Origin of the sequence: Corallococcus sp. CA049B (assembly GCF_003611685.1) — a bacterium.
Lineage (GTDB): Bacteria > Myxococcota > Myxococcia > Myxococcales > Myxococcaceae > Corallococcus > Corallococcus coralloides.
This window is the reverse complement of record NZ_RAWC01000127.1, coordinates 1-25535: the sequence shown is the minus strand read 5'-3', so window position 1 is coordinate 25535 and position 25535 is coordinate 1. Positions and strand designations below refer to the sequence as shown.

The window sequence follows — 25535 nt, the reverse complement described above, 5'->3', positions numbered from 1 at the left end:
GGACGGGTGGGGCAACGGCCAGTACGAATACAACACCCATCGGGCGGAGAACGCGTCGCTGGACGGCGAGGGCCACCTGGCCATCACCGCGCGCCGTGAGCGCTACGGCAACAACGACTACACGTCCGCGCGCCTGACGACGAAGAACCGCTACGCCAAGGCCTACGGCCGCGTGGAGGCGCGCATCAAGCTGCCCACGGGCCGGGGCATCTGGCCGGCGTTCTGGCTGTTGGGCGCGGACGTGGACTCCGTCGGTTGGCCGGCCTGCGGCGAGATCGACATCATGGAGCACAAGGGGCAGATCCCCTCTGTCGTCAGCAGCGCGGTGCACGGGCCGGGCTACTCCGGTGGCTCGAACATCGGCCGCCAGCACGCCGTCTCCGGGCCGCCGCTCGCCGAGGACTTCCACATCTACGCGGTGGAGTGGGAGCCGGAGCTCTTGCGCTTCATCGTGGACGACACCGTGTTCTTCGAGGTGACGCCAAAGAGCCTGCCCGCCGGCCGGAAGTGGGTCTACGACCATCCGCACTTCATCATCCTGAACGTCGCGGTGGGCGGCTCGTTCGTGGGGCCGCCGGACGCCAAGACGGTGTTCCCTCAGACGATGAAGGTGGACTACGTGCGCGTCTACGAAAGGGCCGCGCAGTGAGGTTCGCCCGCGCGCTCCTGCCGCTGGCGCTGCTGGTGGCGTGCTCGTCCGAGCCGCGCCCCCGGCCGCCGGGCGTGCTCTTCGTCTCCGTGGAGCAGCAGAGCGCGTGGGTGCGCAACTTCAACCCGCTGTTCGCGGGCGCCGGTGCGCGCTGGCCCACCCGGGCGGGCGTGTACGAGTGCATGGAGATCTTCAGCTCCGCGCAGGGCAAGTGGGTGCCGTGGCTCGCCACCGGCCACGCGTGGTCGGAGGACCAGCTCACGCTGCGCTTCCACGTGCGCGACGGCGTCCGCTGGTCCGACGGCAAGCCCTTCACCGCGGACGACGTCGTCTTCACCTTCGGCCTGCTCAAGCAGCACCCGGCGCTGGACGCGGGCGGCGTGTGGCGCTTCCTCACGGACGTGAAGGCGGAAGCCCAGGGCACCGTCGCCTTCAGCTTCTCGCGCGTGTACCTGCCGGGCTTCAGCGACCTGGCGCATCAGATCATCGTGCCCCAGCACGTCTGGAAGGACGTCGCGGACCCGGTGACGTTCACCAACCCGGAGCCGGTGGCCACCGGGCCCTTCACCCAGGTGACGCTGTTCCGCAACCAGGTCTACGAACTGGGCAGGAACCCGCACTACTGGCAGCCCGGCAAGCCCGCGGTGTCCGCGCTGCGCTTCCTCGCGTTCCCCACCAACGATCAGGCCAACATGGCGCTCGTGGAGGGGGAGGTGGACTGGGCGGGCAACTTCGTGCCGGCTGTGGACCGCACCTTCGTGTCGCGGGATCCCGCGCACCACGCGCGCTGGTTCCCGCTCTACGGCAGCACCGTCTTCCTCTATCCCAACACCACGCGCGCGCCGCTGGACGACGTGCGAGTGCGCAAGGCGCTGAGCATGGCGCTGGACCGCGACCGGCTGGTGGAGGTGGCCATGTATGGCTACACCCGCCCCGCGGACGCCACCGCCCTCAACGACGCGTACACCGGCTGGAAGGACGCGGAGGTCGCGAAGGACGCGTGGACGCACTACGACCTGGACGCGGCCAACAAGCTGCTGGACGACGCGGGCCTCACGCGCGGCGCGGATGGCCTGCGGCGCCTGAAGAACGGGCAGCCCTTCGCGTTGGATCTGGAGGTCGTGAGCGGGTGGTCGGACTGGGTGCGGGCGGGGCAGGTGGTGGGCCGCGACCTGCGCAAGCTGGGCATCGGCGTGACGCTCAAGACGTACGAGTTCGGCACCTGGTTCACGCGCCTGCAGAAGGGCGAGTTCCAGTTGGCCATCTCCTGGTCGCTGGACGGCCCCACGCCGTACAACTTCTACAAGTGGCTGTTGTCACCGCGCACGGTGCGGCCGGTGGGCGAGGTGGCCGCGGCCAACTGGCACCGCATGGGCGACGCGCAGGCGGATGAGCTGCTCGTGCGCTTCGAGCGCGCCGGCACGCCGGAGGAGCAGCACGCGCTGATGTCCCAGGTGCAGCAGCGCTTCTCCGCCACCGCGCCCGCTATCCCGCTGTTCCCCAACCCGTCCTGGGGCGAGTCCAACTCCTCGCGCTTCACGGGCTTCCCCACCGAGCAGAACCCCTACGCGCGGCTCGCGCCGCACGCGGAGCCCGACAGCCTGCTGGTGCTGACGCAGCTGTCCCCGAGGGAGCGCTGACCATGGGCCGCTACATCCTCCGGCGAATGGGCTTCTACCTCATCGCCGCGTGGGCCTCGCTCACGCTCAACTTTGTGATTCCGCGCCTGGCCCCCGGCGACCCGGCCGCGGCCATGTTCGCGCGCTTCGAGGGCAAGGTGGCGCCGGAGGCCATGGGCGCGCTGAGGGCCGCCTTCGGCTTCACGGACGCGCCGCTCTACGCCCAGTACTTCACCTACCTGAAGCACCTGGTGCAGGGCGACCTGGGCATGTCCTATGCCTACTTCCCCGCGCGCGTGTCGGAAGTGATTGGCACGGGCCTGATGTGGACGGTGGGGCTGGCTGGCGTGGCGGTCATCATCAGCTTCGTGGTGGGGTCGTTCCTGGGCGTGCTCGCCGCGTGGAACCGGGGCGGGTGGCTGGACTCGGGGCTGGCTCCGGCGCTCGCGTTCCTGGGGGCCTTCCCGTACTTCTGGCTGGCCATGCTGGCGCTGTACCTCTTCGGCTTCGTGCTGGGGTGGTTCCCGCTGCGCCACGCGTACGGGCACGACATGGAGCCGGGGCTGTCGTTCGCGTTCGCCGCGGACGTGGCCCGCCACGCGGTGCTGCCCGCATCCTCCATCGTGGTGGCCACGCTGGGCGGGTGGATGCTGGGCATGCGCAACACGATGGTGGCCACGCTGGGCACGGACTCCATCCGCCTGGCGCACGCGCGCGGCCTGCCGCCCCGGCAGGTGATGCTGCGCTACGCGGCCCGCAACGCGCTCCTGCCCAACGTCACCAGCTTCGGCATGGCGGTGGGGTTCGTGCTGTCCGGCTCGCTGCTCACGGAGATCGTCTTCTCCTATCCGGGCACGGGCTACCTGCTCATCCTCGCGGTGCGCAACCAGGACTACCCGCTGATGCAGGGGCTCTTCCTGGTCATCACCCTGGCGGTGCTCGCGGCGAACTTCGCCGTGGACCTCATCTGCCTCTGGTTGGATCCGAGGACCCGCGCCCATGCGTGACTTCCTGCGAAGGCTCGCCCGCCACCGGAAGGCGGCGGTGGGCGGCGCTCTGCTCCTGTTCTTCCTCCTGCTCGCGGTGGTGGGGCCCTTCTTCGTGATGGACCCCACGGAGCTCGTGGGCCGGCCGCACCAGCCGCCCAACGCGGCGCACTGGTTCGGCACCACCGGCCAGGGGCAGGACGTGCTCGCGCAGACGGTGGTGGGCGCGCGCGAGACGCTGGCGGTGGGCTTCGCGGTGGGCGCGCTCGTCACGCTGGTGGGCGCGCTGGTGGGCGTCACCTCCGGTTACCTGGGCCGCCGCGTGGACGACGTGCTGTCGCTCACCACCAACGTGTTCCTGGTGATTCCCGGCATGCCGCTGGCCATCGTGCTGGGCGCGTACCTGCCGTCCGGCCCGCTGCGCATGGTGGCGGTGCTGACCGTGGCGGGGTGGGCCTGGAACGCGCGCGTGTTCCGCGCGGAGTCGCTGGCGCTGCGCGGGCGCGACTTCGTGTCCGCGGCGGTGGTGACGGGGGAGAGCCACTCGCGCATCGTGTCGCGGGAGCTGTTGCCCAACATGGCGTCGCTGCTGGGCTCGTCGTTCATTGGAAACACGCTCTATGCCGTGGGCGCGCAGGTGGGCCTGGAGTTCCTGGGCCTGGGCGACGTGAGCGCGGTGACGTGGGGCACCAACCTCTACTGGGCCAGCAACGACGCGGCGCTGCTCACGCGCTCCTGGTGGATCTTCGTCCCCACGGGCCTGTGCATCGCGCTCGTGGGCTTCGCGCTCACGCTGGTCAGCTCCGCCATCGACGAGATGACCAACCCGGCGCTGCGCGTGCACAAGCCGGCGGCGCTGCCCGCGAGCACCGCCCCGCGCGCGCACCTGGAGAAGCCGGTGCCGGGCGTGCTCCTGCGCGTTCAGGACCTGTGCATCGACTACGCGACGGAGAAGGGCGCTTCCCGCGTGGTGGACTCGGTGTCGTTCGACGTGGCGCCGGGCGAGGTGTTCGGCCTGGCGGGTGAGTCCGGCAGCGGCAAGTCCACCATCGGCTCCGCGCTGCTGGGCCTCCTGCCTTCCTCCGCGCGCGTCGCTCAGGGGCGCATCCTCTTCAACGGCATGGACGTCACCGCGCTGGAGGGCCCGGCCCTGCGCGCGTTCCGCTGGCGTCAGGTGTCCATGGTGTTCCAGAGCGCCATGAGCGCGCTCAACCCGGTGCTCACGCTGGGCGAGCAGTTCCACGACACGCTCGCGGCGCACGGCCGCGTGTCGCGCGCCACGTCCTACGCTCGCGCTCGGGAGCTGCTGGGCATGGTGGGCCTGTCTCCAGACCTGGTGACGGCGTGGCCGCACCAGCTCTCCGGCGGCATGCGGCAGCGCGTGGGTATCGCGCTGGCGCTGGCCCTGGAGCCCCGGCTGATCATCATGGACGAGCCCACCACGGCGCTGGACGTCGTGGTGCAGAAGGAGCTGCTCCAGCGCATGGTGGAGCTCAAGCAGCGGCTGGGCTTCGCCATGCTCTTCATCACGCATGACCTGCCGCTGCTGCTCGCGCTGTCGGATCGCGTGGGCGTGCTCCAGGGCGGCAAGCTGGTGGAGGTGGACACGTCCGCGAACCTGCGCGCCGGGGCCCGCCACCCGTACACGCAGCTGCTGCTGTCCTCGTTCCCGCACCTGTCGGCGAAGGACGCCGCGCCGCCGCCGGTCCAGCAGGCGCCGGAGCTGTCCGTGTCCCGGCCGTCCACGCGCGTCGCCGCCATCCCCGGAGGTCACCGATGAGCGCGCCCCTCCTGGAGGCGGAAGGGCTCACCCGCAGCTACCTGGCCGGCGGCTTCTTCTCCCGCGAGCGCAAGCCCATCCTCAAGGGCGTGTCCTTCTCCCTCCAGCCGGGGGAGATCGTCGCGCTGGTGGGCGAGTCCGGCAGCGGCAAGTCAACGCTGGCGCGGCTCCTGGCGCGGTTGGACATGCCGGACGCGGGGCAGCTGCGGCTCGCCGGTCGCGACGTGCTGGCGGACGGCAGCGCGCAGGCGTCGCTGGACTACCGCGGCCGGGTGCAGATGGTGTTCCAGGATCCGTTCGCGTCCCTGAACCCCGTGCACACGGTGGCGTACCACCTGGAGCGGCCGCTCGTGCGCCACGGCCGGGTGCCGAAGTCGGGCCTGCGCACGCGGGTGCTGTCGCTGCTGGAGTCCGTGGGCCTGACGCCCGCGGAGGCCTTCGCGAAGCGCTACCCGCATGAGCTGTCCGGCGGCCAGCGCCAGCGCGTGGCGGTGGCGCGCGCCCTGGCGGTGGAGCCGCAGGTCATCATCGCGGACGAGCCCACGTCCATGCTGGACGTGTCCACGCGCAAGGGCGTGCTGCAACTGCTCCGCGGCCTCACGCAGGAGCGCGGTATCGGCATCCTGTTCATCACCCACGACCTGGCGAGCGCGCGGCACCTGGCCGACCGCATCCTCGTGCTCTACGCGGGCACGGTGGTGGAGGCGGGCAGGGCGGATGAAGTGCTGCGCCAGCCGCGCCACCCGTACACGAAGCTGCTCTTGTCCGCGGTGCCGGATGGAGACGACTTCCTCCAGGCAGCGCTGCCGGTGCGCCCCACCACGCAGCCGCCGCCGCTCGTGGGCTGTCCCTTCGCTCCGCGCTGCCCGGTGTCCGAGCCGCGCTGCTCCACCCTCACGCCTCCCGACGTCCTCCCGGCCGCGAATCACCTCGTCCGCTGCCACCTTGAAGTTCCGAAAGGAGTTACCGCCGATGCGTCAGTTTCCTCCTGACTTCCTCTGGGGAGTGGCCACCTCCGCGTATCAGATCGAGGGCGCCACCCGCGTGGACGGCCGTGGCGAGTCCATCTGGGACCGCTTCGCCGCCACCCCGGGGAAGATCCAAGACAAGTCCGACGGCTCGGTGGCCTGTGAGCACTACCGCCGCTGGCCGGAGGACATCGAACTGATGCGCTGGATGGGGCTGAAGTCCTACCGCTTCTCCATCGCGTGGCCGCGCATCCTCCCGGAGGGCCGGGGCAGGGTGAACGCCGCGGGCGTGGACTTCTACTCGCGCCTCGTGGACTCGCTCCTGGGCGCGGGCATCGAGCCCTTCGTCACGCTCTATCACTGGGACCTGCCGCAGGTGCTGGAGGACCAGGGCGGCTGGCCCGCGCGCGCCACGGGTGACGCCTTCGTGGAGTACGCGGACGTCATCAGCCGCGCCCTGGGCGACCGCGTGAACCGGTGGATCACCCACAACGAGCCCTGGTGCATCAGCTACCTGGGCTACGGCAACGGCGAGCACGCCCCGGGCCACAAGGACTGGTCCAAGATGCTGGCTGCGGCGCACACGCTGATGGTGTCGCACGGCAACGCGGTGAAGGTGCTGCGCGCCAACGTGAAGAACGCGGAGGTGGGCATCACCCTCAACCTCACGCCGGGCGAGCCCGCGTCGCCCAGCCCGGAGGACGCGGATGCCACGCGCGACTTCGACGGCGGCTTCAACCGCTGGTTCCTGGACCCGCTCTACGGCCGGGGCTACCCGAAGGACGTGATTGAAGACCACGTGAAGGCGGGCCGCATCGCGTCCTCGCACCTGGACTTCATCCAGCCCGGCGACCTGGAGACCATCGCCACGCCCACCGACTTCCTGGGCGTGAACTTCTATTCGCGCGCCGTCCTGCGCAGCAACCGCATCCCGGAAGAGCAGAACGCGCCCCGCACCGTGTTCGTGCGCCCGGACAAGACGGACATGGACTGGGAGGTCTGCCCGGCCTCCCTCACGCGCCTGCTGGTTCATCTGGAAACGGAATACAAGCCGGGCCCCATCTACATCACGGAGAACGGCTGCGCGTACTCCACCGCCCCCAGCGCGGACGGCCGCGTGCACGACGTGCAGCGCGTGGAGTACCTGCGCGGGCACCTGGCGGCGTGCGGTGACGCCATCGCGCAGGGCGTGAAGCTGGCCGGTTACTTCGCGTGGTCGCTGCTGGACAACTTCGAGTGGGCCTACGGGTACACCAAGCGCTTCGGCCTGGTGTGGGTGGACTACGCCACCCAGCAGCGCATCCCGAAGGACAGCGCCCACCTCTATCGCGACGTCGTGGCCCAGAACGGGCTGGACGTGGAGCAGGCCGCTTGAAAAGGCTCTTCCTGACGACGTGTCTGGCGTTGTGCGGCGGCACCCAGGCCTGGGCCCAGGTGTCCGGAGCGGGCTCGCCCCTCCAGTCCCCACCCGCCGCGCAGCCTCCCTCGGCGGGCCCCGTGGACGCCGCCGCGCCCGTGCCGGCGACGCCCGAGCCCGCTCCGGCCGCGCCCGTGGACGCCCCGCGCGCTCCGGTGGTGCCCGCGCCCCAGACCGCCGCGCCCTCGGACGCGAAGCGCACGACGGTGACGCGGATCATCCACGACGAGCGCGGCTTCAAGCTCCAGGTGGACGGCAAGGACTTCCCCGTCCACGGCGTGAACTGGGGCTACACGCCCATCGGTGAGAACTACCGGTACTCGCTCTGGACGCAGCCGGAGGACTTCATCAAGCAGGTGCTGGCGAAAGAGATGGGGCTGCTGCGCGACGCGGGCTTCAACGCCATCCGCCAGTTCGACGACATCCCGCCCGTCTGGGTCGAGTACATCTACCGGAACTACGGCATCCACACGCTGCTCAACCCGCTGATGGGACGCTATGGCCACCCGGTGAACGGGGTCATGGTCGCCAACATCGACTACTCGAACCCGGAGCACCGCAAGGCCATCCTCGGCGCGTTGGCGGAGAAGGTGGAGATCTACCGCGACGTGCCCGGCGTGCTCATGTGGCTCCTGGGCAACGAGAACAACTACGGCCTGCACTGGACGTCGTTCGAAATCGAAGCCCTGCCGGGCCAGGAGGACGCCGCCCGCGCGGAGTCGCTCTACACGCTCTACGGCGAGGCGGCCCGCACGGTGAAGAAGCGGGACACGAACCACCCCGTGTCCATCGCCAACGGCGACCTCCAGTACATCGACCTCATCGCCAAGCACTGCCAGGACCTGGACGTGCTGGGCACGAACGTCTACCGCGGCCCCACCGCGCGCGACCTGTTCGCGGAGGTGAAGGCCAAGCTCAACAAGCCGGTGTTCTTCAGCGAGTTCGGCGCGGACGCCTATGACGCTCGCGCGGGCCGCGAGGACCACGTGGCGCAGGCGGAGTACCTGCGCACGCAGTGGGAGCAGATCTACCTGGAGGGCTACGGCCAGGGCCTGTCCGGTACGGCCATTGGCGGCTTCGTGTTCCAGTGGGTGGACGGCTGGTGGAAGCACGGCCAGGAATCCAACCTGTCCATCCACGACACCACCGCGACGTGGCCCAACGGCGGCTACGCGGCCGACTTCGTCCCCGGCCAGAACAACATGAACGAGGAGTGGTTCGGCATCGCGGCCCTGGGCCCGCCGGACTCCAATGGCATCAGCGGCATCCAGCCGCGCACGGCCTACTACGTGCTCCAGGCCGTGTTCCGCCTGGACCCGTACGCACCGACGACCCACCCGGACGTCATCCGCGACTACTTCTCGGGCATCCGTCCGTCCGCGCTCACCAGCAGCTACACCTCGTCGGTGGCGCTGGCGCGCACGGAGGAGCTCAGCGCGGTGCGGGTGTCCAACCTGCGGCTGCTCTTGGACAGCTCGCTGTCGCGCGGAAGCATCGCGACGGTGCGGCCCAACCAGAACTCCGCGGACCACACCGAATCCATCTTCTTCGACCTGGCGTTGCAGCCGGCGAGCGGCGTCTACGGCCGCGCGTCGTTCAACGTCGTGGGCAACGTGGCGCAGAACCGGCTCAACAACCTGTTCTACGAGAACCGCGGCACGCCCTCCACGCCGACCACGGGTGACATCCCGGTGGGCCCTGGCGCCCCGGCGCGCGAGCAGTCCCCGCTGGATCGCTTCGCCCTGTATCAGGCGGAGTTCAAGTTCGACCGCTCGGACTTCGCGCTGGAAGGTTACTACCGCACCGGCCACTACCACTGGGGCGAGGAGGGTGACTTCTTCAACCTCTACCGCGAGGCCAACTACGGGCCGAACCTGGACATCTACCACGGCAACGCGCCCTTCGGCGTGGTGTTCAGCGGCAAGAAGGCCATGGACGGGCTGAAGGTCGCCGTCGGGCCGGAGCTGTACTGGGGCGCCAACCCCTCCGTGGTGGCGAAGTACCGCAACAACGTAGGCCCGGTGAACGTGACGCTGGTGCACCAGGAGGACCTGGCACAAGGCGCGTCGTCCGCCACGGCCTCCGTGGTGCGCGAGCGCATCGCGCGCAGGACGGCGCTCAACTTCCAGTACGCCACCGGCAAGCTGGTGCTGGACGTGGGCGGCCTGCTCTCCGCGCCCCAGCGCATTGGCGAGACGTTCACCTATACGCGCGCCGCTCCGGAAGGTGGCCCCAGCTACCTCAACAGCGGCTATGACGTGCTCCAGGACAAGGTGCAGTTCCTGGACACGCTGGGCGCCAAGGCGCGGCTCACCTACGACATGGGGGCGGTGCGCTGGCTGGTGCAGTCCTCCTTCCGCGGCCTCGTCGCGGACAGCGGACCGGAGCAGGGCAACATCATCACCGGCTGGAGCCTGCGCGAGAGCGGCCGAGGCAACCACTACGCGGGCCAGCTGGGCGCGGCGGTGCAGTTCGGCTCCATCCAGGTGTCGCCCAACATCCTGTACCAGCGGCCCCTCATCGGGCCGAACCCCACCATCCCGGACGCGTATGATCCGGGCTCCGGCATGTACTACGCGGGCGTGCGGCCGCGCAGCGTGCTGGTGGACGCGTTCAGCGTGCTGGACAACCGCGAGACGCTGGGCGGTGAGCTGCTCATCACCTTCGACCCGACGCCGGGCACCTGGTTCTGGTCGTGGGACCGCGACATGCGCGAGGACGCGCCGTTCGCCGCGGGCCTGGACATCGTCTACCGGCACCAGCCCACGTCACGCGACGCGGGCATCGCCATCCTCGCGGACGGCAGCACCATCGCCTTCGGCAGCGCGCCGGTGGCCCGCGACGAGTGGGAGACGTCCCTGCGCCTGGTGGGCAACCCCACGCAGCGCCTGCGCCTGTACGGCACGGCGTACGTGGGCAGCCAGCAGTCCTCGGGTGAGGACAGCCGGCAGATCCACCGCTTCGGCCTGGACGGATCCGCGCTCTACGACACGCTGCTGCTGGCGGCCCAGCTGCGCTTCAACGACTGGGGTCCGTACGACTACCACCGCGTCTTCAACCTCACCTACCCGGTGCAGCTGGGCGGGGACCTGTCCTACGGCTTGAAGAAGCCGGTGCTGGGCGCGGTGACCACGCGCTTCGGTCTGCGCGGGCTGGTGCGAATGCTGAACGAGTACTCGGAAGGCCTCAACGAGCAGGGCATCACCGAGGGCCTGAAGGGTCGCGAGTACGAGGTGGGCGCGTATGCCATCCTTTCTCTCTGAGGGAACACGCATCATGAGGACTGGTTTCCTGCTGGCCGCCGTGGCCGCGCTGTCCGGCTGCTACGAAGACCCGACCATCATCTACGGCAAGCCGCTGGATGGGATGACCTTCACGGTCACCGACCCGGCCATGGGCATCTACCCGAACACCTCCGTGCTGGATGATCCGAACAACCCCTTCGCGATGGCGGGGGTGGGCACGGAGACGAAGTGGCAGATCCAGTCCGGCGGGGACCCGGTGGCGGGCTACTACGCGTGGGCCACGGTGCTCGCGAACGGGCCGTATGGCGAAGCGCAGTACTACGTGGCCCTCAACCTGGCCGCCATCTACCAGCGGGGCCGGGCGGATCAGGCCAGCCTGGCGGAGACGCGCGAGATGGCCGTGAAGGCCTACCAGTCCGTGCTCGACAACTTCCCGGACGCGGTGACGTACGACGCCTCCGGCACGGTGGCCTACGAGCTGGTGACCCCCGCGTACAAGGGTGTCGTCGAGCTGGGCGGCACCGTGGCGGGCGGCTGGGTGATGGTGAAGACCTCCAGTGGTGCGGACCGGGCGGTGAAGCCATGAAGAAGCCAGTGTGGGGCCTGTTGCTGCTGCTCGCCGCCTGCCGCCCGGATCCGGGCCCGGCGGACTACTCAGGCCAGGAGCTGCCGGGCAACCCGAACCCTGACGGCGGGACACAGCCCTCGGACCTGCTGCCGGGGCCGTTCCCCTACGAGGCCGGCAAGGCCCGCCTGATGGTGGGCATCTTCTACGAGACGGGCCGCTCGCAGGAGATCATCCTCGACAACATCGACTCCAACTTCTACCTCTACGAGAACACCGTCTACGTGGAGTCCGACCCGGACCACATCGAGGGCAAGTCCGCGGACCGCATCGTCCAGAACGGCAAGCCGTGGATGGGCTTCGGCGTGCACTGGAAGCAGACGCACAACTTCGATGCCTGGAAGACGCTCCACGTCAGCATGAAGTCGTCCGACGCCGCCTTCGCCAACGTGAAGATCGGCATGACCAGCGGCACGGGCACCGCCGAGAAGGGCGCTCCGCTCGCCGTCACCCCATATGGCTGGGCGAACGATGGTGAGTGGCACCACCTGGCCATCCCCGTGGCGGACTTCGTCGCGGCGGGCCTGAAGCTCAACGACGTGTCGTCACCGTTCACCTTCGCGGCCGAAGGTGGAACGACCGGTCAGTCGCTCCTGCTCGACAACCTGTACTTCACCGCGGACTAGGCAGGAACGCAGTGCCAGGAAAGGCGGGCCGGCTGTCGCCGTGTGACAGCCGGAACGCCCAATCCTTGTCTTGACGCCACCGTCACGCCCCCGCGTGCGGTGTCGCCAGGGCAGGGATGCGGTCGCTGTTCCTACTCAAGGAGTCATCCCCCAATGTCTGAATCCTTGCCGCAATTGTCAAGCAGGGGCGCAAGCCCATGTCTCAGTGAAGCACCGCGTGTCTGGTTATTACAGGCCTTCGCCGCGGTGCTCATGCTGGTGTCGTTCCTGGGCGCCTCCAACGCCCACGCGCAGACGAACGTCGCGCTGAACAAGACCACCTATACCTCGTCCGCGGAGGCTCCATTCCTGGGCCAGTACGCGGTGGACGGCGACGGTGGCACCCGCTGGGCCAGCGGCTTCACGGCGAATGAATGGATCACCGTGGACCTGGGCCAGACGCGCACCATTTCTCGCGTGGTGCTCACCTGGGAGGCGGCCTACGCCACGGTCTACAAGATCCAGGTCTCCACCAACAACACCACCTTCACCGACGCGCTGACGGTGAACACCGGCGATGGCGCGACGGACGACCTGTCCCTGCCGTCCGGCACCACGGGCCGCTACGTCCGCATGCAGGGCGTCACCCGCGCGCTGCCCGCGTATGGCTATTCGCTGTGGGAGTTCGCCGTCTATGAGACGGGCGGCACGCCGCCTCCTACCAATACGGATCTGGCGCGCAACCGCTCGGCCACCGCGTCCAGCGTGGAGGCGGACGCCGCGGGGCTCCAGCCGGGCTTCGCGTTCGACGGCGACGTCAACACGCGCTGGGCCTCCGCGCAGGGCGTGGATCCGCAGTGGATCCGCGTGGACCTGGGCTCGTCCCAGGTGGTGGGCAAGGTGGTGCTGGACTGGGAGGGCGCGTACGGCAAGACGTACACGATTGACGGCTCCAACAACGACACCACCTGGACCACGCTCAACACGGTGACCAACGGCGCGATTGGCCGCAGGGAGATTCCGGTCTCCGGCACCTGGCGCTACATCCGCATGCGCGGCACGGAGCGCGGCACGGGCTACGGCTACTCGCTGTGGTCCTTCGAGGTCTACCAGAACGGGGGCACCACGCCGCCGCCCACGCAGACCACCAACCAGACCCTCAAGCTGAACTTCCCGGAGCTGGCGTACGCGAAGATCAACGTGTCGCCCGCGCCGCTGTCGGTGACGCCGGTGCCGGAGGAGGGCAACACCACGCCGTCCGTGCGCAACCCGCCCGGGCCCTTCACGTACCAGCTCACGTTCCCGCCCAACACGACGGTGACGCTGTCGAAGAACCAGTTCTCTCCCACGCAGCCCAACACGGACATCCGCCTGGCGGTGGTGGACTACAACGGCGTGCAGCAGCGCGCGCAGTCCGTCACGGCGCTGGCGGTGCAGGGCGCGGACTGGAACGTCGAAATCTTCTCCACGGGCAATGGCCCCACGGATCCGCGCGACCCCACCATCATCCCGGACCCGTACGTGGCGCCCGCGCCGCTGCCGGTGGCCGGGGCGTTTCGGCTGGCCGCGCCGGCCAACAACGCGATGATCACCGCGACCCGCCGTCCCACGCTGTCGTGGGCCGCGGTGACGGGCGCGACCAACTACAAGCTCTACGTCAACCTCACGCGCAACGACTACGACTGGATGGCGGCGGGCAACCTGCTGGACAGGTACACGCAGGTGGCGTCGCAGACGGGCACGTCCTTCACCTTCACGGAGGACCTGCCGGACCGCTGGACGTACAAGTGGTACGTCGTGGCCACGCTGTCGGGCGGCAGCACGTCGCGCTCGGACATCGGCAACTTCAGCGTGTACCTGCCGGTGGTGGAGACGCAGGCGGACGGCGTCAACCTCATCAACGGCGTGCGCGACCTGAACAAGAACGGGACGATTGAGCCGTACGAGGACTGGCACAACCCCATCTCCGTGCGCGTGAACGACCTCCTGGGCCGCATGACGCTGCGGGAGAAGGCGCTGCAGATGTTCTACGACGCCAAGACGTACCCGGAGGCCGGCTTCCAGATGGGGCCCCTGTCGCCCACGGACATCCCCATGTTCCAGAAGGCGTCCGCGGCCACACGCCTGGGCATCCCCCACATCGACGCGGGGGACACCATCCACGGCTACAAGACGAGCTGGCCCACGCAGCCGGCGCTGGCGGCCACGCGCGACCTGGACACCATCTACGAGATGGGTGACATCCAGCGCCGCGAGCAGCTGGCCATTGGCAGCCGAGGCACGCTGTCGCCGCTGGCGGAGGTGAACACCAAGGTCCTGTATCCGCGCACGCAGGAAGGCAACGGCGAGGACGCGGACCTGGCGGCGGGCATCACCCGCGCGCTCATCGCGGGCCTCCAGGGCGGCCCGGAGGTGAACCCGAGCTCCATCTGGGTGACGACGAAGCACTGGCCGGGGCAGGGCGCTGGCGGTGAGGCGGGCATCACCTACGACGGCACGACGATTCACTACCACATGCGTCCGTGGCACGCGGCCATCGAGGCGGGCACCAGCGGCATCATGCCGGGCTACGCGGGCAGCTGGCTGCTGGGGCCGGAGGGCTATGGCGCGGGTGACAACCCGGGCATCCTCAACTACCTGCGCAACCAGCTGAAGTACGACGGCGTCATCTGCTCGGACTGGCTGCCTTCGGGTTCGTGGGTGCGCTCCGCCACGGCGGGCTCGGACGTGATGGGCGGCGCGACGCCGCAGGCCATGGCCAACTTCGAGAACGAGGTCCCCGTCGCGCGCATCAACGACTCCGTGCGCCGCATCCTGGACCTGAAGTTCCGCCTGGGCATCTTCGAGGATCCGTACAAGCAGGGCCCGGCCGGCACGTCCCAGTGGCACACCGCGGACAGCAAGGCGGCGGTGCGCCGCGCGGCGCAGGAGGCCATGACGCTGCTCAAGAACGACGGCGCGCTGCCCATCCGGCTGCCGGCGGGCGGCAGGCTGGTCATCGCGGGCCCTCGCGCGGACGACATGTCGTGCATGGTGACCTGGCGTTCGGACTTCCACGGCACCGAGTTCGGCGACCCGACCATCTACGCGGCGGTGAAGGCACGCGCGGAGGCCGCGGGGCTCACGGTCTACAAGGACAACGCCCCCGCGGGCGTGACGCCGGACGCTGCCATCGTGGTGGTGGGCGAGAGCTACTTCACCCACGGCACGGAGTGGGACAAGGAGAAGCCGTACCTGCCGGGCGACCCCGTTGGCCCTGCCCACGACGCGAAGTGGGGCGACCAGTACGGCATCATCAACAGCTTCAGGTCGCGGGGCATCCCCACGACGGTGGTGTTGATCAGCCCGCGCCCCTACGTGCTGACGAACGTGGTGCCGATCTCCAACGCGCTGATGCTGGCGTACCGCCCCGGCGACATGGGCGGCTACGCGGTGGCGGACGTGCTGTTCGGTGACGTGCTGCCTCGGGGCAAGACGCCGTGGCAGCTGCCGCGCTCCATGAGCCAGATTGGCACGGACGTGGAGAACAACCAGCTGGAGAAGTGGGACCTGCCGTTCGACCTGGGCGCGACGGACGCGGAGCGCGCGGCCATCCGCCAGAAGATCGCGACGGGCCAGCCGGTGCCGCCCACGTACGGCAACCCGCTGTTCCAGTACGGCGCGGGCATCCAGGGCTTCGGCCTGACGGACGCGACGCCTCCCGTGGCGTTCAACCTGCTCACGCCGACGAACAACCTGGTGATCACCGGCACGCGTCCGGCGTTCACCTGGGCGGCGAGCAGCGACCCGCAGACGGGCATCCAGCGCTACGAGGTGTACCTGGATGGCGGCGCGATGCCGGTGGCCATCACCCAGACGCCGTCGGCGGCGCTGGACGGGCTGAAGCTGGCGAACGGGACGCACACCTGGTTCGTGAAGGCGTTCAACTGGGCGAACGGCGTCACGCAGTCCGCGACGTTCACCTTCACGCTGAACGACACGACGCCGCCCGCGGCCTTCGCGGCGCTGTCGCCGTCGGCCGGGCAGTCGGTGCCGGGCACGTCCACGCGCTTCATCTGGGAGCAGACGACGGACGTGGGCGCGGGCGTGGCGGAGTACGTCCTCATCGTGGACGGTACGGACCGCTCGCCGTCCATCCTACGCAGCGCGCCGGTGCCGGCGGGCACGAACCTGGCGCGGGGCAAGAACGCCTACGCCACGTCCGTGGAGTTCGGCAGCGCGAACGACGCGGTGGACGGCAGCCTGGCAACGCGCTGGTCCAGCGTGGGCACGGCGACCACGGGTGACACGGAGTCGATCACCATCGACCTGGGGGCCATCTACTCGCTCAAGCGCATCGTGCTGAACTGGGAGGCCGCGTACGGCCGCCGCTACGTGCTGGAGGCGTCGCTGGACAACACGACCTGGACGGCGCTGAGGACGGTGGACACCGGCGACGGTGGCATCGACGACTGGACGGTGGCCGGCGTGGGCCGCTTCGTGCGCATGCGCGGCGTGCAGCGCGCGACGGCGTACGGCTACTCGCTGTGGGAGTTCGAGGTGTACGGCGTGGGCACGGAGCAGACCACGCTGAACGGTCTGTCCACGGGCTCGCACACGTGGCGCGTGCGCGCGGTGGATGGCGCGAACAACACCACGCTGTCCTCGGGGCCCATCACCTTCACGAAGTAGGGTGAGCGCTTGAGAGAGGGGAGGGGCGGCCGGAGTCACGGGCCGCCCCTCTTTCTTTTGCAGGACGACCCGGGTCCGTATCCGTGTCGTGCTCCTGCCCTGGCGAGGTGTCGGCCGTTGACTACGGAGTGGGCGCGGCGACGGCGGGCGCAGCGGCAGCGGCGGCTTCCTCGGCGGCCTTGGCCTCGGCGACCTTGCGAGCGGCTTCGGCCTCCGCGCGCTTCGTGGCCTCGGCCTGGGCGGCGGTCTTCATGCTGGCGAGGCCCTTCTCGAAGTCCTTGCCGATCATCTGATCCATGTCCATGAACAGGCACATCGCCTTGCTCACGAAGGTGTGCTCGCCGGCCATGGTCCAGGTGACGGTGGTGCCGTCGCTGGCGGGCTTGAACGTGAAGGTGGTGATGCTGCTGTCTTCGAAGGGCTTGACGAACTCCAGCTTGATGCGGACGGACGCGTCGGCGGTGGCCTCCAGGATGGTCATGCGACCCTCGCCCACGTCGTTGTTGCCCACCCACCCATAGGTGGCGCCAACGCCCGACTCCGCGCCGCCGAAGGTCTTCTTCATGTTCGGGTCGAGGTTGTCCCAGGGAGACCACTGGTTCCACTGGTGGAAGTCATTGACCAGACCGAACGCGACGTCGGGAGCACCCGGAACCGTGGTGGTGCGCGTGACAGTGTAGGTATCGGGGCGGGTGGTGATGAAGCCGGCGAGCAGCGCGAGCACGGCGACAACGCCAATGGCAATCTTCTTGAACATGAAGTTCCTCGAAAAAGGTTCCCTGGACAGGGCGGCCGCGTCTTAGGCCGCCCGTTCGGTCCGGCTCAAGCCCCCCAGCGCGCGCGCCACCATGACGCAGCGTGCGGAGCGGGTCATCAGGGGGCGCCGCGGTTCCTCCAGCCGGATGTGTTCGAGGAGGTGCTGATCCACGCCGGTTTGGAGGATGTGGACGAACTGCCCCCTCGCCGCAATCCCTTCACCCCCGAGGACGCGGTGGGAGTGCTCGAACGGCTCACGGAGACGCCCGTGACGTTGGGCTCGTTCCCTCCACGAATGGCCGCGGGCTTCCTGATGCGCGAGGTGCTGGCGGACGGCGACGTGTCGCGTGAGGAACTGGAGCTGCGGGTGGAACGCTTCGCCCGCGAGCAGGTGGTAGTGCTTCGGCCGGACGGCTACCTCGCGTGGGCGCTGGATGGCCGCACGCAGCAGAAGGTTGCAGAGGTGAAGTGGAGGGACGGAGCCTTCCGTTCTACGAAGTCGACAGCGTCAAGTTCGACGGGTTCACCAACGGCGTGTTGCTGGAGGCCAAGGGGCCGGGCTATGAGAAGTTCCTCGAGCTGGCCGTGGAGCAGGGCGGATGGTTCGAGGGCTTCACTGACATGGTCCGGCAAGCCAAACGGCAGCAGCGGGTCGCCCGTGGATTTCCCGTGGAATGGCACTTCGCGGAGCGCAAGGTCGCGGACTACGTACGGGCGCTCTTCAAGAGAAATGGTCTGGGGCGGATCCCCGTCATCTTCACTCCTGCGCGCTGAACGTCTTCACGGCTGATGACTGAAACCTACTACGCAGGGGCGTACTGGCCCGGAAGGCCCGAGCCGCTGGAGACCTATGCTCGGCGGGCCGAGGCCCTGTTCCAGCGACTGGCGTCCACGGATCCGAGCCTCGCGACCTGGTACGAGCAAGCCCGTTCCCGGGAGTCGGCGCTCAACAGCCGGTTCAGCCCGGATGCCCTTTCGCTTCAGCAACTGCTCACGAAGGCGAAGTACCAGATAGGCGATGGCGAGATCTCCTTCGCCGCATGGAATGGAAGTCCTGACGACAGCAGTGTCGTCAACTTCTCCTGCGGGTCTCCGGTGCCGGCTGCGGTGGACCTCTGCGTTTGGACTCCCGCCGCACGAGGACTCCTCTCCGCGCAGAGAGCGTCCCAGGTGCTGAAGGCGATGGTGGGGGCCTGGGAGCCGGAGTGGGGCGTCGTCATCTCCGACGAGCACCGGGACTCGGTGACAGAGTCCGGCGACGTCGGCACGTTCATCGGATGGATGACGTACTTCTCCCGGGAGCGCGGTCCGGTGCCGCCGCTTCCAGGCCCCGTGCGAGTCGAACCCGTGGAGGACCAGGGCACCCTCGTCATCCTGACCCCGGAACGATTCACGCTGAGCAGGCCGGAGCATGTCGCGCTCGCGGAAGAGGTGCGGGACCAGTTGCAACGGGCCGGGTTGCTGGAACCGCTAGGAGCGCCTTGATGCTGACCCCGGACACCGCGAAACATCTGACCCTGCTGCGGACGCTGGGGGAGCCGGAGCTGTCGCAGTACTCGCGGTGGCAGCGGCTGGCGTGGGATGCGTCGTCGCGCTACCTGCTATCCGTCCAGAAGCAGGGTGGGACGCCGTTGCGCTGGTGGGACCTGCACTCGGAAGCGGCGACTCCGCTCTTCGCGCACTCCGTTTCCCGCTGCGTGGCCGCGGGGTTCCTCCCTGGCTCCCAGCGCCTCCTGTCCGTGACCGCTCGCGGCACCCTCCAGACCTGGTCCGTCTCCGACGGCACGCTGCTGTCCTCGGTGGAAACCGGTGGGTCCGTCGCCAGCGCGTGCCTGTCGTCGGATGGAACGCGCCTGTTGCTCGCGTCCGGCCAGGGCCGTGTCCTGCTCTGGGACCTGGAGCGCGGCTGGCTCGTGTGGCGGCTGGAGGACCCCGCGTTCCTCTATGGCTGCGCGCTGTCGACAGATGGCCGGTATGCGGCCGTCGGCGTCGCCGAGGAGCAGGAGGGTGCCGCGACATGCGGTTCCGTTCGCCTCTGGGATGCCAAGACAGGCAAGCCCGTGGGGTCCCGTACGATCGACACCCAGCGGATCTGGAATGTGGCATTCACGCCGTCAGGGGAGTCGCTGGTTGCCGCGAACTCCGGTGGCGAGTTGTTGTTCCTGGGCCTCCCCGGACTGGAAACCCATCGGGTCATCGGGGCTCCGGCCTCCGGTGCCATGCAGATGGAATTCAACTTCGATGGCTCCCTGCTGGCCGCCAGCGCGGACACGAGCGCGTTCGTGGTCATCGATGTCCACGAGGGCCGGGACGTCTTCGGCTACTCGGACCTGGATGACATGCAGGGCAGCAGCGCGAACTTCTCCCCCGACGGGCGCTTCGTGTGCTGGGGCATGGATGACGGCAAGGTGGGCGTCTGGGGGGTGAAGCCCCGGCCCTGAGATCGATGGTAGCTTGCGCGGCATGCGCCCCATCGCCCCCTGGCTTGCCCTGGCATTGCTGACCGCCGCCCGCGTCCATGCCCAACCCGTCGAGACGGCTCGTGACCTCGAGGTCCAGGAAGGCTGGGTGACCTTTGAAACGGCCAGCGACGCCACCCGGATGGGCTGGGTTCCGGACGGCTCGGGCCGCCTGTTCGTGGCGACGATGTCTGGGAAGGTTCTCGTCGTGAAGAACGGGGTCGTGCAGCCGACCCCCTTCATCTCCGAGTCATTCACCCAGGGGAACGAGCAGCAAGGCCTCCTGGGCATGACCTTTGATCCGAACTTCGCGAACAACCGCTACGTCTATTTCTTCGCGGCGATGCCGGGCTTCACGTTGCAGATCTTCCGGTACACCGACGTCGGTGGCGTCGGCGTGAATCGCACCGTCATCGTGGGCGGGCTCCCGGCGGGAGTGCTCGACTATGACGGCGGAGGGCTCGCCTTCGGTCCGGATGGAATGCTGTACTTCGGGGTGGGGACGCTCCAGGGCCTCCGGAGCGCGGACGTCCTGACGAACGCGGCGGGAAAGATCCACCGCGTGCGCCCGGATGGCACCGTGCCCACCGACAATCCCTTCCACGACGGGGCGGGCCCCAACGTGGACAGCATCTGGGCCCGGGGCTTCCACAACCTCTACGGGCTGGTCTTCCAGCCGGGAACCGGGCGCTTGTGGGCCAATGTCTCAGGCCCGGGGGCCAATCAAATCTTCAGCGTCAGCGCGGGAGACCATGGGGGTTGGCCCGACTATGAGAACAACCAGCCCGCGGGATACCTGGCGCCGGTGTACTCATACCTGCCCGGTGTCAATGATGAGACCACGTTCACGGCGACAGGCGCGGTGCGGCAGAACGGCGTCGCGACCTACACGTTGGTCGGCGGCTATTACAATTCATCTTGGTATCGCAAGGGAACGCGGGTCTCGATCTTCGATGTCGCGAACCCCAGCTTCAACGGCGAGTTCTACATCAAGGGTCATCCCTCCTCGCAGTCGTTCACCGTGGACCAGCCGGAGCCGGACGCGGTGAGCGGCGGCGGCTATCTCAAGCGATGGCCGGAGGGCGAGTTCACGATGGGAGGCATGTTCTACAAGGGGACGCGCTTCCCCCAGAGCTACTCCGGCAATTACCTGTTCACGGACTTCCGCGGGATGCTGCATCGGATGCAGTTCGCGGCGGATGGCTCCGTGGCCAGGGAACACATCTTCATGAATTATGAGACGGGCGGCGGCTTCGTTGACGTGAACGAGGGGCCGGACGGGGCGCTGTATATTCTCAGCCACCACGGAGGGGTCCATCGGGTCACCCCGGTGCCGTTGACTCAGGCCCTGAGCGTGTCTCCCTTGAACCTTGTCGTCCCGGAGGACGGAACCCGTACGGTGACGGTGTCCCTGGCGATGCCTCCGCTGGTGGACGTCTGGGTCAAGGTGGTGCTGCAAGGGGGCGAGGGCGACCTGGTATTGGTGGAGGGTGGCTCGCTTCGCTTCACGCGGGAGAACTGGAGCGTTCCGCAATTCGTGACGCTGCGCGCGCCGCACGACGCGGATGCGCAGGTCGAATACGCGTCCCTCACGTTCACGCCGACCCAGGACATCCCTGTGGTGACCGTCCAGGCCCGCACGGTGGACGACGACCTGCCTCAGGGGCCCGGCGACGGCGGCGTGGCAGGCGACGCAGGTGTGGACGCCGGGACCGGGGTGGATGCGGGAGCCCAGGTGGACGCGGGGACCCGTGTGGACGCAGGCACCCAGGTGGATGCGGGCACTCAGGTGGATGCGGGCACCCGTGCGGACGCGGGCACCGGAGTGGATGCCGGTGCCCAGGTGGACGCAGGGACCCGTGCGGACGCGGGGACCGGGGCGGACGCGGGCTCCGCGCACGACGGCGGCACGGTGACGGGCCCCGATGAGGACGAATCCGGCGGGTGCAGTGCCGGCGCCAGCGCGCTTCCGGGTGTCCTGGCCTGGTGGCTGCTCGCGGGGCTCGTGTGGAGGCCCCGCCGCGCCCGGCGGTAACCCGCCGCGCACAGCACCTGGGGGAGGTTGGCGGCCAGCGAACATCCTGCCGCGCGGGGACTCCACCCCCCGGCGGGAGGATGATTAGCGTTCAGCCACGGGGAGGTGGACGTGGCGAAGCCGCGCCAGGCGGTCCGGAAGCAGACGCGCACGCCGCACGAGCGGCGGCATGACACCGCGTTGCTCATCATCGACGTCATCAACGACCTGGAGTTCCCCGGCGGTGAGAACGTCCTGCCCTGGGCGCTGCGCATGGTGGAGCGCCTGGGCCCCTTCGCGGAGCGGATGCGCAAGGCGGGCGTCCCGGTCATCTACGTCAACGACAACTTCGACCTGTGGCGCAGCAGCTTCACGGACGTCTACAAGCACTGCACCCGGAAGGACAGCCGGGGCCAGCGGGTCGCCCGCGCGCTCAAGCCCCGGCCGGACGACTACTTCATCCTCAAGCCCAAGCACTCGGCCTTCTTCGCCACGTCGCTGGTGCCCCTGCTGGAGCACCTGGGCACGAAGAAGCTGCTGCTCGCGGGCATCGCCACCAACCTGTGCGTCTTCTTCAGCGCCCACGACGCGCACATGCACGAGTACAAGATCACCGTGCTCAGCGACTGCTGCTGCGCGGAGAGCGACAAGGACCACGACCTGGCCCTGGATCAGCTCCAGCGCTTCCTGCGCGTGCGCGTCTGCCGCGGGGACGAGGTGCACCTGCAACCCCGCTCGCGGCGCCGCGCCACGCGCAAGCCCCCGCCAGAATGGAAGTGACGGGGGACGCCTGACACGAAGGAGGACGGCTCAGACGTCCTTGTCCCCGTCGTCGTCATCCTCGTCGTCATCGAGGATGTGGCACTTGCCCGCATCCTCGTCGAGCGCCTTCCCGACGAACTCCTTCACCAGGTCGTCGCCGTTGAAGACCAGGGAGAAGTTGACCTGCTCGCCGCCGACGTCTTCCTTCCGGTCCAGGTGGAGCTTGCCGCCCAGCGCCGTCGCGTTCCCGTCGACGTGCGCGCCCGCGGGCACCCGCACCTCGCCGCCGATGGACACCACGTCGCCCTTCACCTTCGCGCCGGGCTCCAGGATGACGCGGCCCCGGATGGCGGCCACGTCGTTGTCCACCACCGCGCCCTTCTTCACGATGACGTCACCGTCCACCGCGACCGCGTCCTTGATCTTCTCCCCGGGCTCGATGACCAGGTTCGTCCCCTGGACCGCCTTGCTCCCGTCCTTGACGTTGACGCAGATGGTCTTGGCGGGAGCCTTGGCCGGCTTCTTCGCCGGCTCCGCCGCCAGGGCAGGCACGGCCAGCGAACAGGCGAGCAACAGGGTGGGAAGGAAGGGGCGGCGCATGGCGGAGACCTCCGGAACGCGGAAGGGGAGCGGCATGCCCTTGCTACGGCCGGCCGCGTCCCCCATTGCATCCGGTGCCCCGCGTCAGCCGAGCACGCCCTTCGCCGCGTCGATGGCCTCATGCGTCCCCGCGAGCGCGAGGATGTCCCCCGCGCGCAGGACCTCCTGCGCGGTGGGCACCAGCACGCCCGCTTCGCCCCGCCGGATGGCCAGCACCGTGGCCCCCGTCATGCCGCGCAGGTTGAGCTCCGCCAGGGTGCGGCCCACCGCCGCGCTGGACGCGCCGAGCGCCACCGACTCCGGTTCGCCGATGCCGGGCAGCATCTGACGCACGCCGTGCAGCACGTCCTGTGACGGCTCGTCCTCCTCGCCCTTGGCGTGGGACTGGGCCGCGAGCGCCTCCACGATGACCTGCGCGCCCGCGCGCATGTGCCCCTGCAGGTTCGTGGCGCTCTTCCAGAAGGCGAAGCCCATCACGCCCAGGGACACCAGCAGCAGCACCGCGCCCGGCACGCCGGGGATGAACGGCTGGGTGATGGCCAGCACCGGCACGCCCACCATGAAGACGCTGGCCAGCTGGAGCGCCACCACGAGCACCCGCCGGGGCGCCGCCGCCAGGTCCACCTTGCCGTTGGCGGCCGCCGGCAGCGCGCCCTCCGCCAGCACCACGCCCAGCCGCCGCCCCATCCGCACGATGCCCACGCAGAAGGGCAGGGCCAGCGCCGTGGCCAGGCCGATGACGATCCACGGCGTCATCGTCTTGCCCCAGCCCATGCGCTCGTCGATGAACTCCGTCACCTGGGGCAGCAGCACCGACGTGCCGATGACGATGATGGTGATGAACGCCGCGTCCAGCAGCATCAACAGCCCCATGCGCCGCACGCGCGCGCCCACCGTCTTCTGGCGCGGCGACGTGCGCAGGTTCTCCACCCAGCTGCCGTACAGCGACGCGAACGTCTGTAGCGGCGCCGGCAGCTTGCGGTCCACCCAGTTGGCGATGGGGCCGGACGCGCGGATGAGCCACGGCGTCGTCAGCGTGGTGATGGCGGACACGGCCACCGCCACCGGGTAGAGGAACGTGCCCGTGGCCTTCAGGGACAGGCCCAGGCCCGCGATGATGAAGGAGAACTCGCCAATCTGGGACAGGCTCAGGCCCGCCTGCACGGACGTGCGCGTGCCGTTGCCCGTGAAGAACGCGCCCAGCGACACGCTGAGGATCTTCCCCAGGACGACCACGGTGGTGAGCACCGCGATGGCCAGCCAGTGCTCGCGGATGAGCGCCGGATCGATCAGCATGCCCACCGACACGAAGAACACCGCGCCGAACAGGTCGCGCACCGGCTGCACCAGGTGTTCAATCTCCTTGCCCTCGCCGGACTCCGCCACCAGCGAGCCCGCGAGGAACGCGCCCAGCGCCACCGAGTAGCCGAACGTCTGCGCCAGGAGCGCGCCCGCGAAGCAGATGCCCACGCTGGCGACGAGCGTCGTCTCCGGCCGCTGGAGCTTCGTGATGTAGCGCATCAACCGGGGCACGACGAACAGGCCAATGCCGACCAGCCCCACGAGGAACGCGGCCAGCCGGCCCACCGTGTACGCCAGGTCCCCGGCGGACAGGCCGGTGCCGCTGGACACCGCGGTGAGCATGGCCATCAGCAGGATGCCGATGAGGTCCTCCACGATGAGGATGCCCACCACGATGCTGCGCAGCGCGCCCCGGATGTTCTGCTCGTCGAACGCCTTGGCGATGATGGTGGTGCTGGAGATGGCGATGCAGCAGCCGGTGAACAGGCTCTCCAGCATCGTCCAGCCGAAGGCGCGGCCGATGATGAAGCCCAGCCACACCATCACACTGCACTGGATGACGGCGGTGAGCCCCGCGGTGGGGCCCACCCCGAACAGCCGGCGCAGGCTGAACTCCAGCCCCAGGGAGAACATCAGCAGGATGACGCCCAGCTCCGACAGCGTCTGCACGATGCCAGGGTCCGCCACCAATGGGATGGGGACGTGAGGCCCGATGATGAAGCCCGCGAGGATGTAGCCCAGCACCACCGGCTGGCGCAGGCGCTGGAAGAGGACCGTGGTGACCGCCGCGACACAAAGGACGGTGGCGAGGGCTTGAAGGAACGCGTGGGCGTCGTGCATGGGGGCGCCTCTGGAGGTGATGGGCTCGCGATGACCGGCCCCGCCCGCTCTGCGCGGGGCCGGAACGACAGGAAGTTAGGGCGGACTCAGTTGCATCGCTCGAGGGCAATGGCCCCGACGATGATGACCAGGCACAGCAGTCCGCTCCACAACAGGCGCGCGCCCTGCCACTGATCGTGGGTGGAGCCGCCCTGCTGGGGTTGCTGCGAAGGGGTGGAGATGGGGTCGGGGGGAGGG

Annotated in this window: 18 protein-coding genes; 15 read left to right on the top strand and 3 right to left on the bottom strand. The window is 69.1% G+C overall.

The features are described from left to right. From D7W82_RS24760 to D7W82_RS24715, 10 genes are all read left to right on the top strand, one after another. Positions 1 to 649 (top strand): glycoside hydrolase family 16 protein (locus D7W82_RS24760; protein WP_147439513.1); only part of this gene is annotated, 649 nt, incomplete at its 5' end. Then, complete coding sequence (locus D7W82_RS24755) at positions 646 to 2289, top strand: ABC transporter substrate-binding protein (RefSeq protein ID WP_120620709.1); 1644 nt, start codon at positions 646 to 648, stop codon at positions 2287 to 2289. The genes D7W82_RS24760 and D7W82_RS24755, both read left to right, overlap by 4 nt. A gap of 2 nt (positions 2290 to 2291) precedes the next feature. Beyond that, on the top strand, positions 2292 to 3275 hold the full coding sequence (locus D7W82_RS24750) for an ABC transporter permease (RefSeq protein WP_120620708.1): 984 nt from the start codon (positions 2292 to 2294) through the stop codon (positions 3273 to 3275). Continuing rightward, on the top strand, positions 3268 to 5034 hold the full coding sequence (locus D7W82_RS24745) for a dipeptide/oligopeptide/nickel ABC transporter permease/ATP-binding protein (protein ID WP_120620707.1): 1767 nt from the start codon (positions 3268 to 3270) through the stop codon (positions 5032 to 5034). The genes D7W82_RS24750 and D7W82_RS24745 overlap by 8 nt, the downstream gene beginning before the upstream one ends. Next, a complete protein-coding gene (locus D7W82_RS24740; RefSeq protein WP_120563083.1) occupies positions 5031 to 6026 on the top strand; it encodes an ABC transporter ATP-binding protein in 996 nt (331 codons plus the stop codon). Before D7W82_RS24745 ends, D7W82_RS24740 begins: the two co-directional genes overlap by 4 nt. Then, the gene (locus D7W82_RS24735) at positions 6007 to 7377 is read left to right on the top strand and encodes a GH1 family beta-glucosidase (RefSeq protein ID WP_120620706.1); all 1371 of its coding nucleotides are present in this window, start codon (positions 6007 to 6009) and stop codon (positions 7375 to 7377) included. The genes D7W82_RS24740 and D7W82_RS24735 overlap by 20 nt, the downstream gene beginning before the upstream one ends. Continuing rightward, entirely contained in the window at positions 7374 to 10682 is a 3309-nt protein-coding gene (locus tag D7W82_RS24730) for a glycoside hydrolase family 2 TIM barrel-domain containing protein (RefSeq protein ID WP_120620705.1), read from the top strand. Before D7W82_RS24735 ends, D7W82_RS24730 begins: the two co-directional genes overlap by 4 nt. 13 nt (positions 10683 to 10695) lie before the next feature. Continuing rightward, positions 10696 to 11250, top strand: a complete 555-nt coding sequence (locus D7W82_RS24725; protein WP_120620704.1) for a hypothetical protein — start codon at positions 10696 to 10698, stop codon at positions 11248 to 11250. Next, positions 11247 to 11915, top strand: a complete 669-nt coding sequence (locus D7W82_RS24720) for a putative glycoside hydrolase (RefSeq protein ID WP_120620703.1) — start codon at positions 11247 to 11249, stop codon at positions 11913 to 11915. Before D7W82_RS24725 ends, D7W82_RS24720 begins: the two co-directional genes overlap by 4 nt. 252 nt (positions 11916 to 12167) lie before the next feature. Continuing rightward, positions 12168 to 16565: a discoidin domain-containing protein gene (locus tag D7W82_RS24715; RefSeq protein WP_233587913.1), complete on the top strand. Its 4398-nt coding sequence runs from the start codon at positions 12168 to 12170 to the stop codon at positions 16563 to 16565. Positions 16566 to 16686: 121 nt separating this feature from the next. Here the strand turns inward: D7W82_RS24715 and D7W82_RS24710 are convergent, their stop codons facing one another. Continuing rightward, positions 16687 to 17322: an SRPBCC family protein gene (locus D7W82_RS24710; RefSeq protein WP_120620701.1), complete on the bottom strand. Its 636-nt coding sequence runs from the start codon at positions 17320 to 17322 to the stop codon at positions 16687 to 16689. A 467-nt stretch (positions 17323 to 17789) separates the two neighbouring features. Here D7W82_RS24710 and D7W82_RS24705 point away from each other — a divergent pair, with 467 nt between their 5' ends. The 5 genes from D7W82_RS24705 to D7W82_RS24685 all read left to right on the top strand — a co-directional run bounded on the left by D7W82_RS24705 (position 17790) and on the right by D7W82_RS24685 (position 22574). Further along, positions 17790 to 18095, top strand: coding sequence for a Tox-REase-5 domain-containing protein (locus D7W82_RS24705; protein WP_158617720.1), 306 nt, complete (start codon positions 17790 to 17792; stop codon positions 18093 to 18095). A gap of 15 nt (positions 18096 to 18110) precedes the next feature. Further along, on the top strand, positions 18111 to 18806 hold the full coding sequence (locus D7W82_RS24700) for an Imm52 family immunity protein (RefSeq protein ID WP_120620699.1): 696 nt from the start codon (positions 18111 to 18113) through the stop codon (positions 18804 to 18806). Then, on the top strand, positions 18806 to 19762 hold the full coding sequence (locus tag D7W82_RS24695) for a WD40 repeat domain-containing protein (RefSeq protein ID WP_120620698.1): 957 nt from the start codon (positions 18806 to 18808) through the stop codon (positions 19760 to 19762). The genes D7W82_RS24700 and D7W82_RS24695 overlap by 1 nt, the downstream gene beginning before the upstream one ends. A gap of 127 nt (positions 19763 to 19889) precedes the next feature. After that, the gene (locus D7W82_RS24690) at positions 19890 to 21815 is read left to right on the top strand and encodes a sorbosone dehydrogenase family protein (protein ID WP_158617719.1); all 1926 of its coding nucleotides are present in this window, start codon (positions 19890 to 19892) and stop codon (positions 21813 to 21815) included. Positions 21816 to 21926: 111 nt separating this feature from the next. After that, the gene (locus tag D7W82_RS24685) at positions 21927 to 22574 is read left to right on the top strand and encodes a cysteine hydrolase family protein (protein WP_171425713.1); all 648 of its coding nucleotides are present in this window, start codon (positions 21927 to 21929) and stop codon (positions 22572 to 22574) included. A 30-nt stretch (positions 22575 to 22604) separates the two neighbouring features. Here D7W82_RS24685 and D7W82_RS24680 read toward each other — a convergent pair whose 3' ends face one another. Together D7W82_RS24680 and D7W82_RS24675 are read right to left on the bottom strand one after the other, a co-directional pair. Then, positions 22605 to 23156, bottom strand: coding sequence for a polymer-forming cytoskeletal protein (locus D7W82_RS24680; protein WP_120620710.1), 552 nt, complete (start codon positions 23154 to 23156; stop codon positions 22605 to 22607). An 84-nt stretch (positions 23157 to 23240) separates the two neighbouring features. Next, positions 23241 to 25298, bottom strand: a complete 2058-nt coding sequence (locus D7W82_RS24675; protein WP_120620696.1) for a cation:proton antiporter — start codon at positions 25296 to 25298, stop codon at positions 23241 to 23243. Positions 25299 to 25535 lie beyond the last annotated feature (237 nt).

Excerpts from the sequence above, each read along its gene's own strand:
- D7W82_RS24750 (WP_120620708.1), top strand. The coding sequence starts at position 2,292 with ATGGGCCGCTACATCCTCCGGCGAATGGGCTTCTACCTCATCGCCGCG.
- D7W82_RS24680 (WP_120620710.1), bottom strand. The coding sequence starts at position 23,156 with ATGCGCCGCCCCTTCCTTCCCACCCTGTTGCTCGCCTGTTCGCTGGCC.
- D7W82_RS24740 (WP_120563083.1), top strand. The coding sequence starts at position 5,031 with ATGAGCGCGCCCCTCCTGGAGGCGGAAGGGCTCACCCGCAGCTACCTG.
- D7W82_RS24715 (WP_233587913.1), top strand. The coding sequence starts at position 12,168 with ATGCTGGTGTCGTTCCTGGGCGCCTCCAACGCCCACGCGCAGACGAAC.
- D7W82_RS24675 (WP_120620696.1), bottom strand. The coding sequence starts at position 25,298 with ATGCACGACGCCCACGCGTTCCTTCAAGCCCTCGCCACCGTCCTTTGT.
- D7W82_RS24695 (WP_120620698.1), top strand. The coding sequence starts at position 18,806 with ATGCTGACCCCGGACACCGCGAAACATCTGACCCTGCTGCGGACGCTG.
- D7W82_RS24720 (WP_120620703.1), top strand. The coding sequence starts at position 11,247 with ATGAAGAAGCCAGTGTGGGGCCTGTTGCTGCTGCTCGCCGCCTGCCGC.
- D7W82_RS24700 (WP_120620699.1), top strand. The coding sequence starts at position 18,111 with ATGACTGAAACCTACTACGCAGGGGCGTACTGGCCCGGAAGGCCCGAG.
- D7W82_RS24735 (WP_120620706.1), top strand. The coding sequence starts at position 6,007 with ATGCGTCAGTTTCCTCCTGACTTCCTCTGGGGAGTGGCCACCTCCGCG.
- D7W82_RS24745 (WP_120620707.1), top strand. The coding sequence starts at position 3,268 with ATGCGTGACTTCCTGCGAAGGCTCGCCCGCCACCGGAAGGCGGCGGTG.
- D7W82_RS24710 (WP_120620701.1), bottom strand. The coding sequence starts at position 17,322 with ATGTTCAAGAAGATTGCCATTGGCGTTGTCGCCGTGCTCGCGCTGCTC.
- D7W82_RS24725 (WP_120620704.1), top strand. The coding sequence starts at position 10,696 with ATGAGGACTGGTTTCCTGCTGGCCGCCGTGGCCGCGCTGTCCGGCTGC.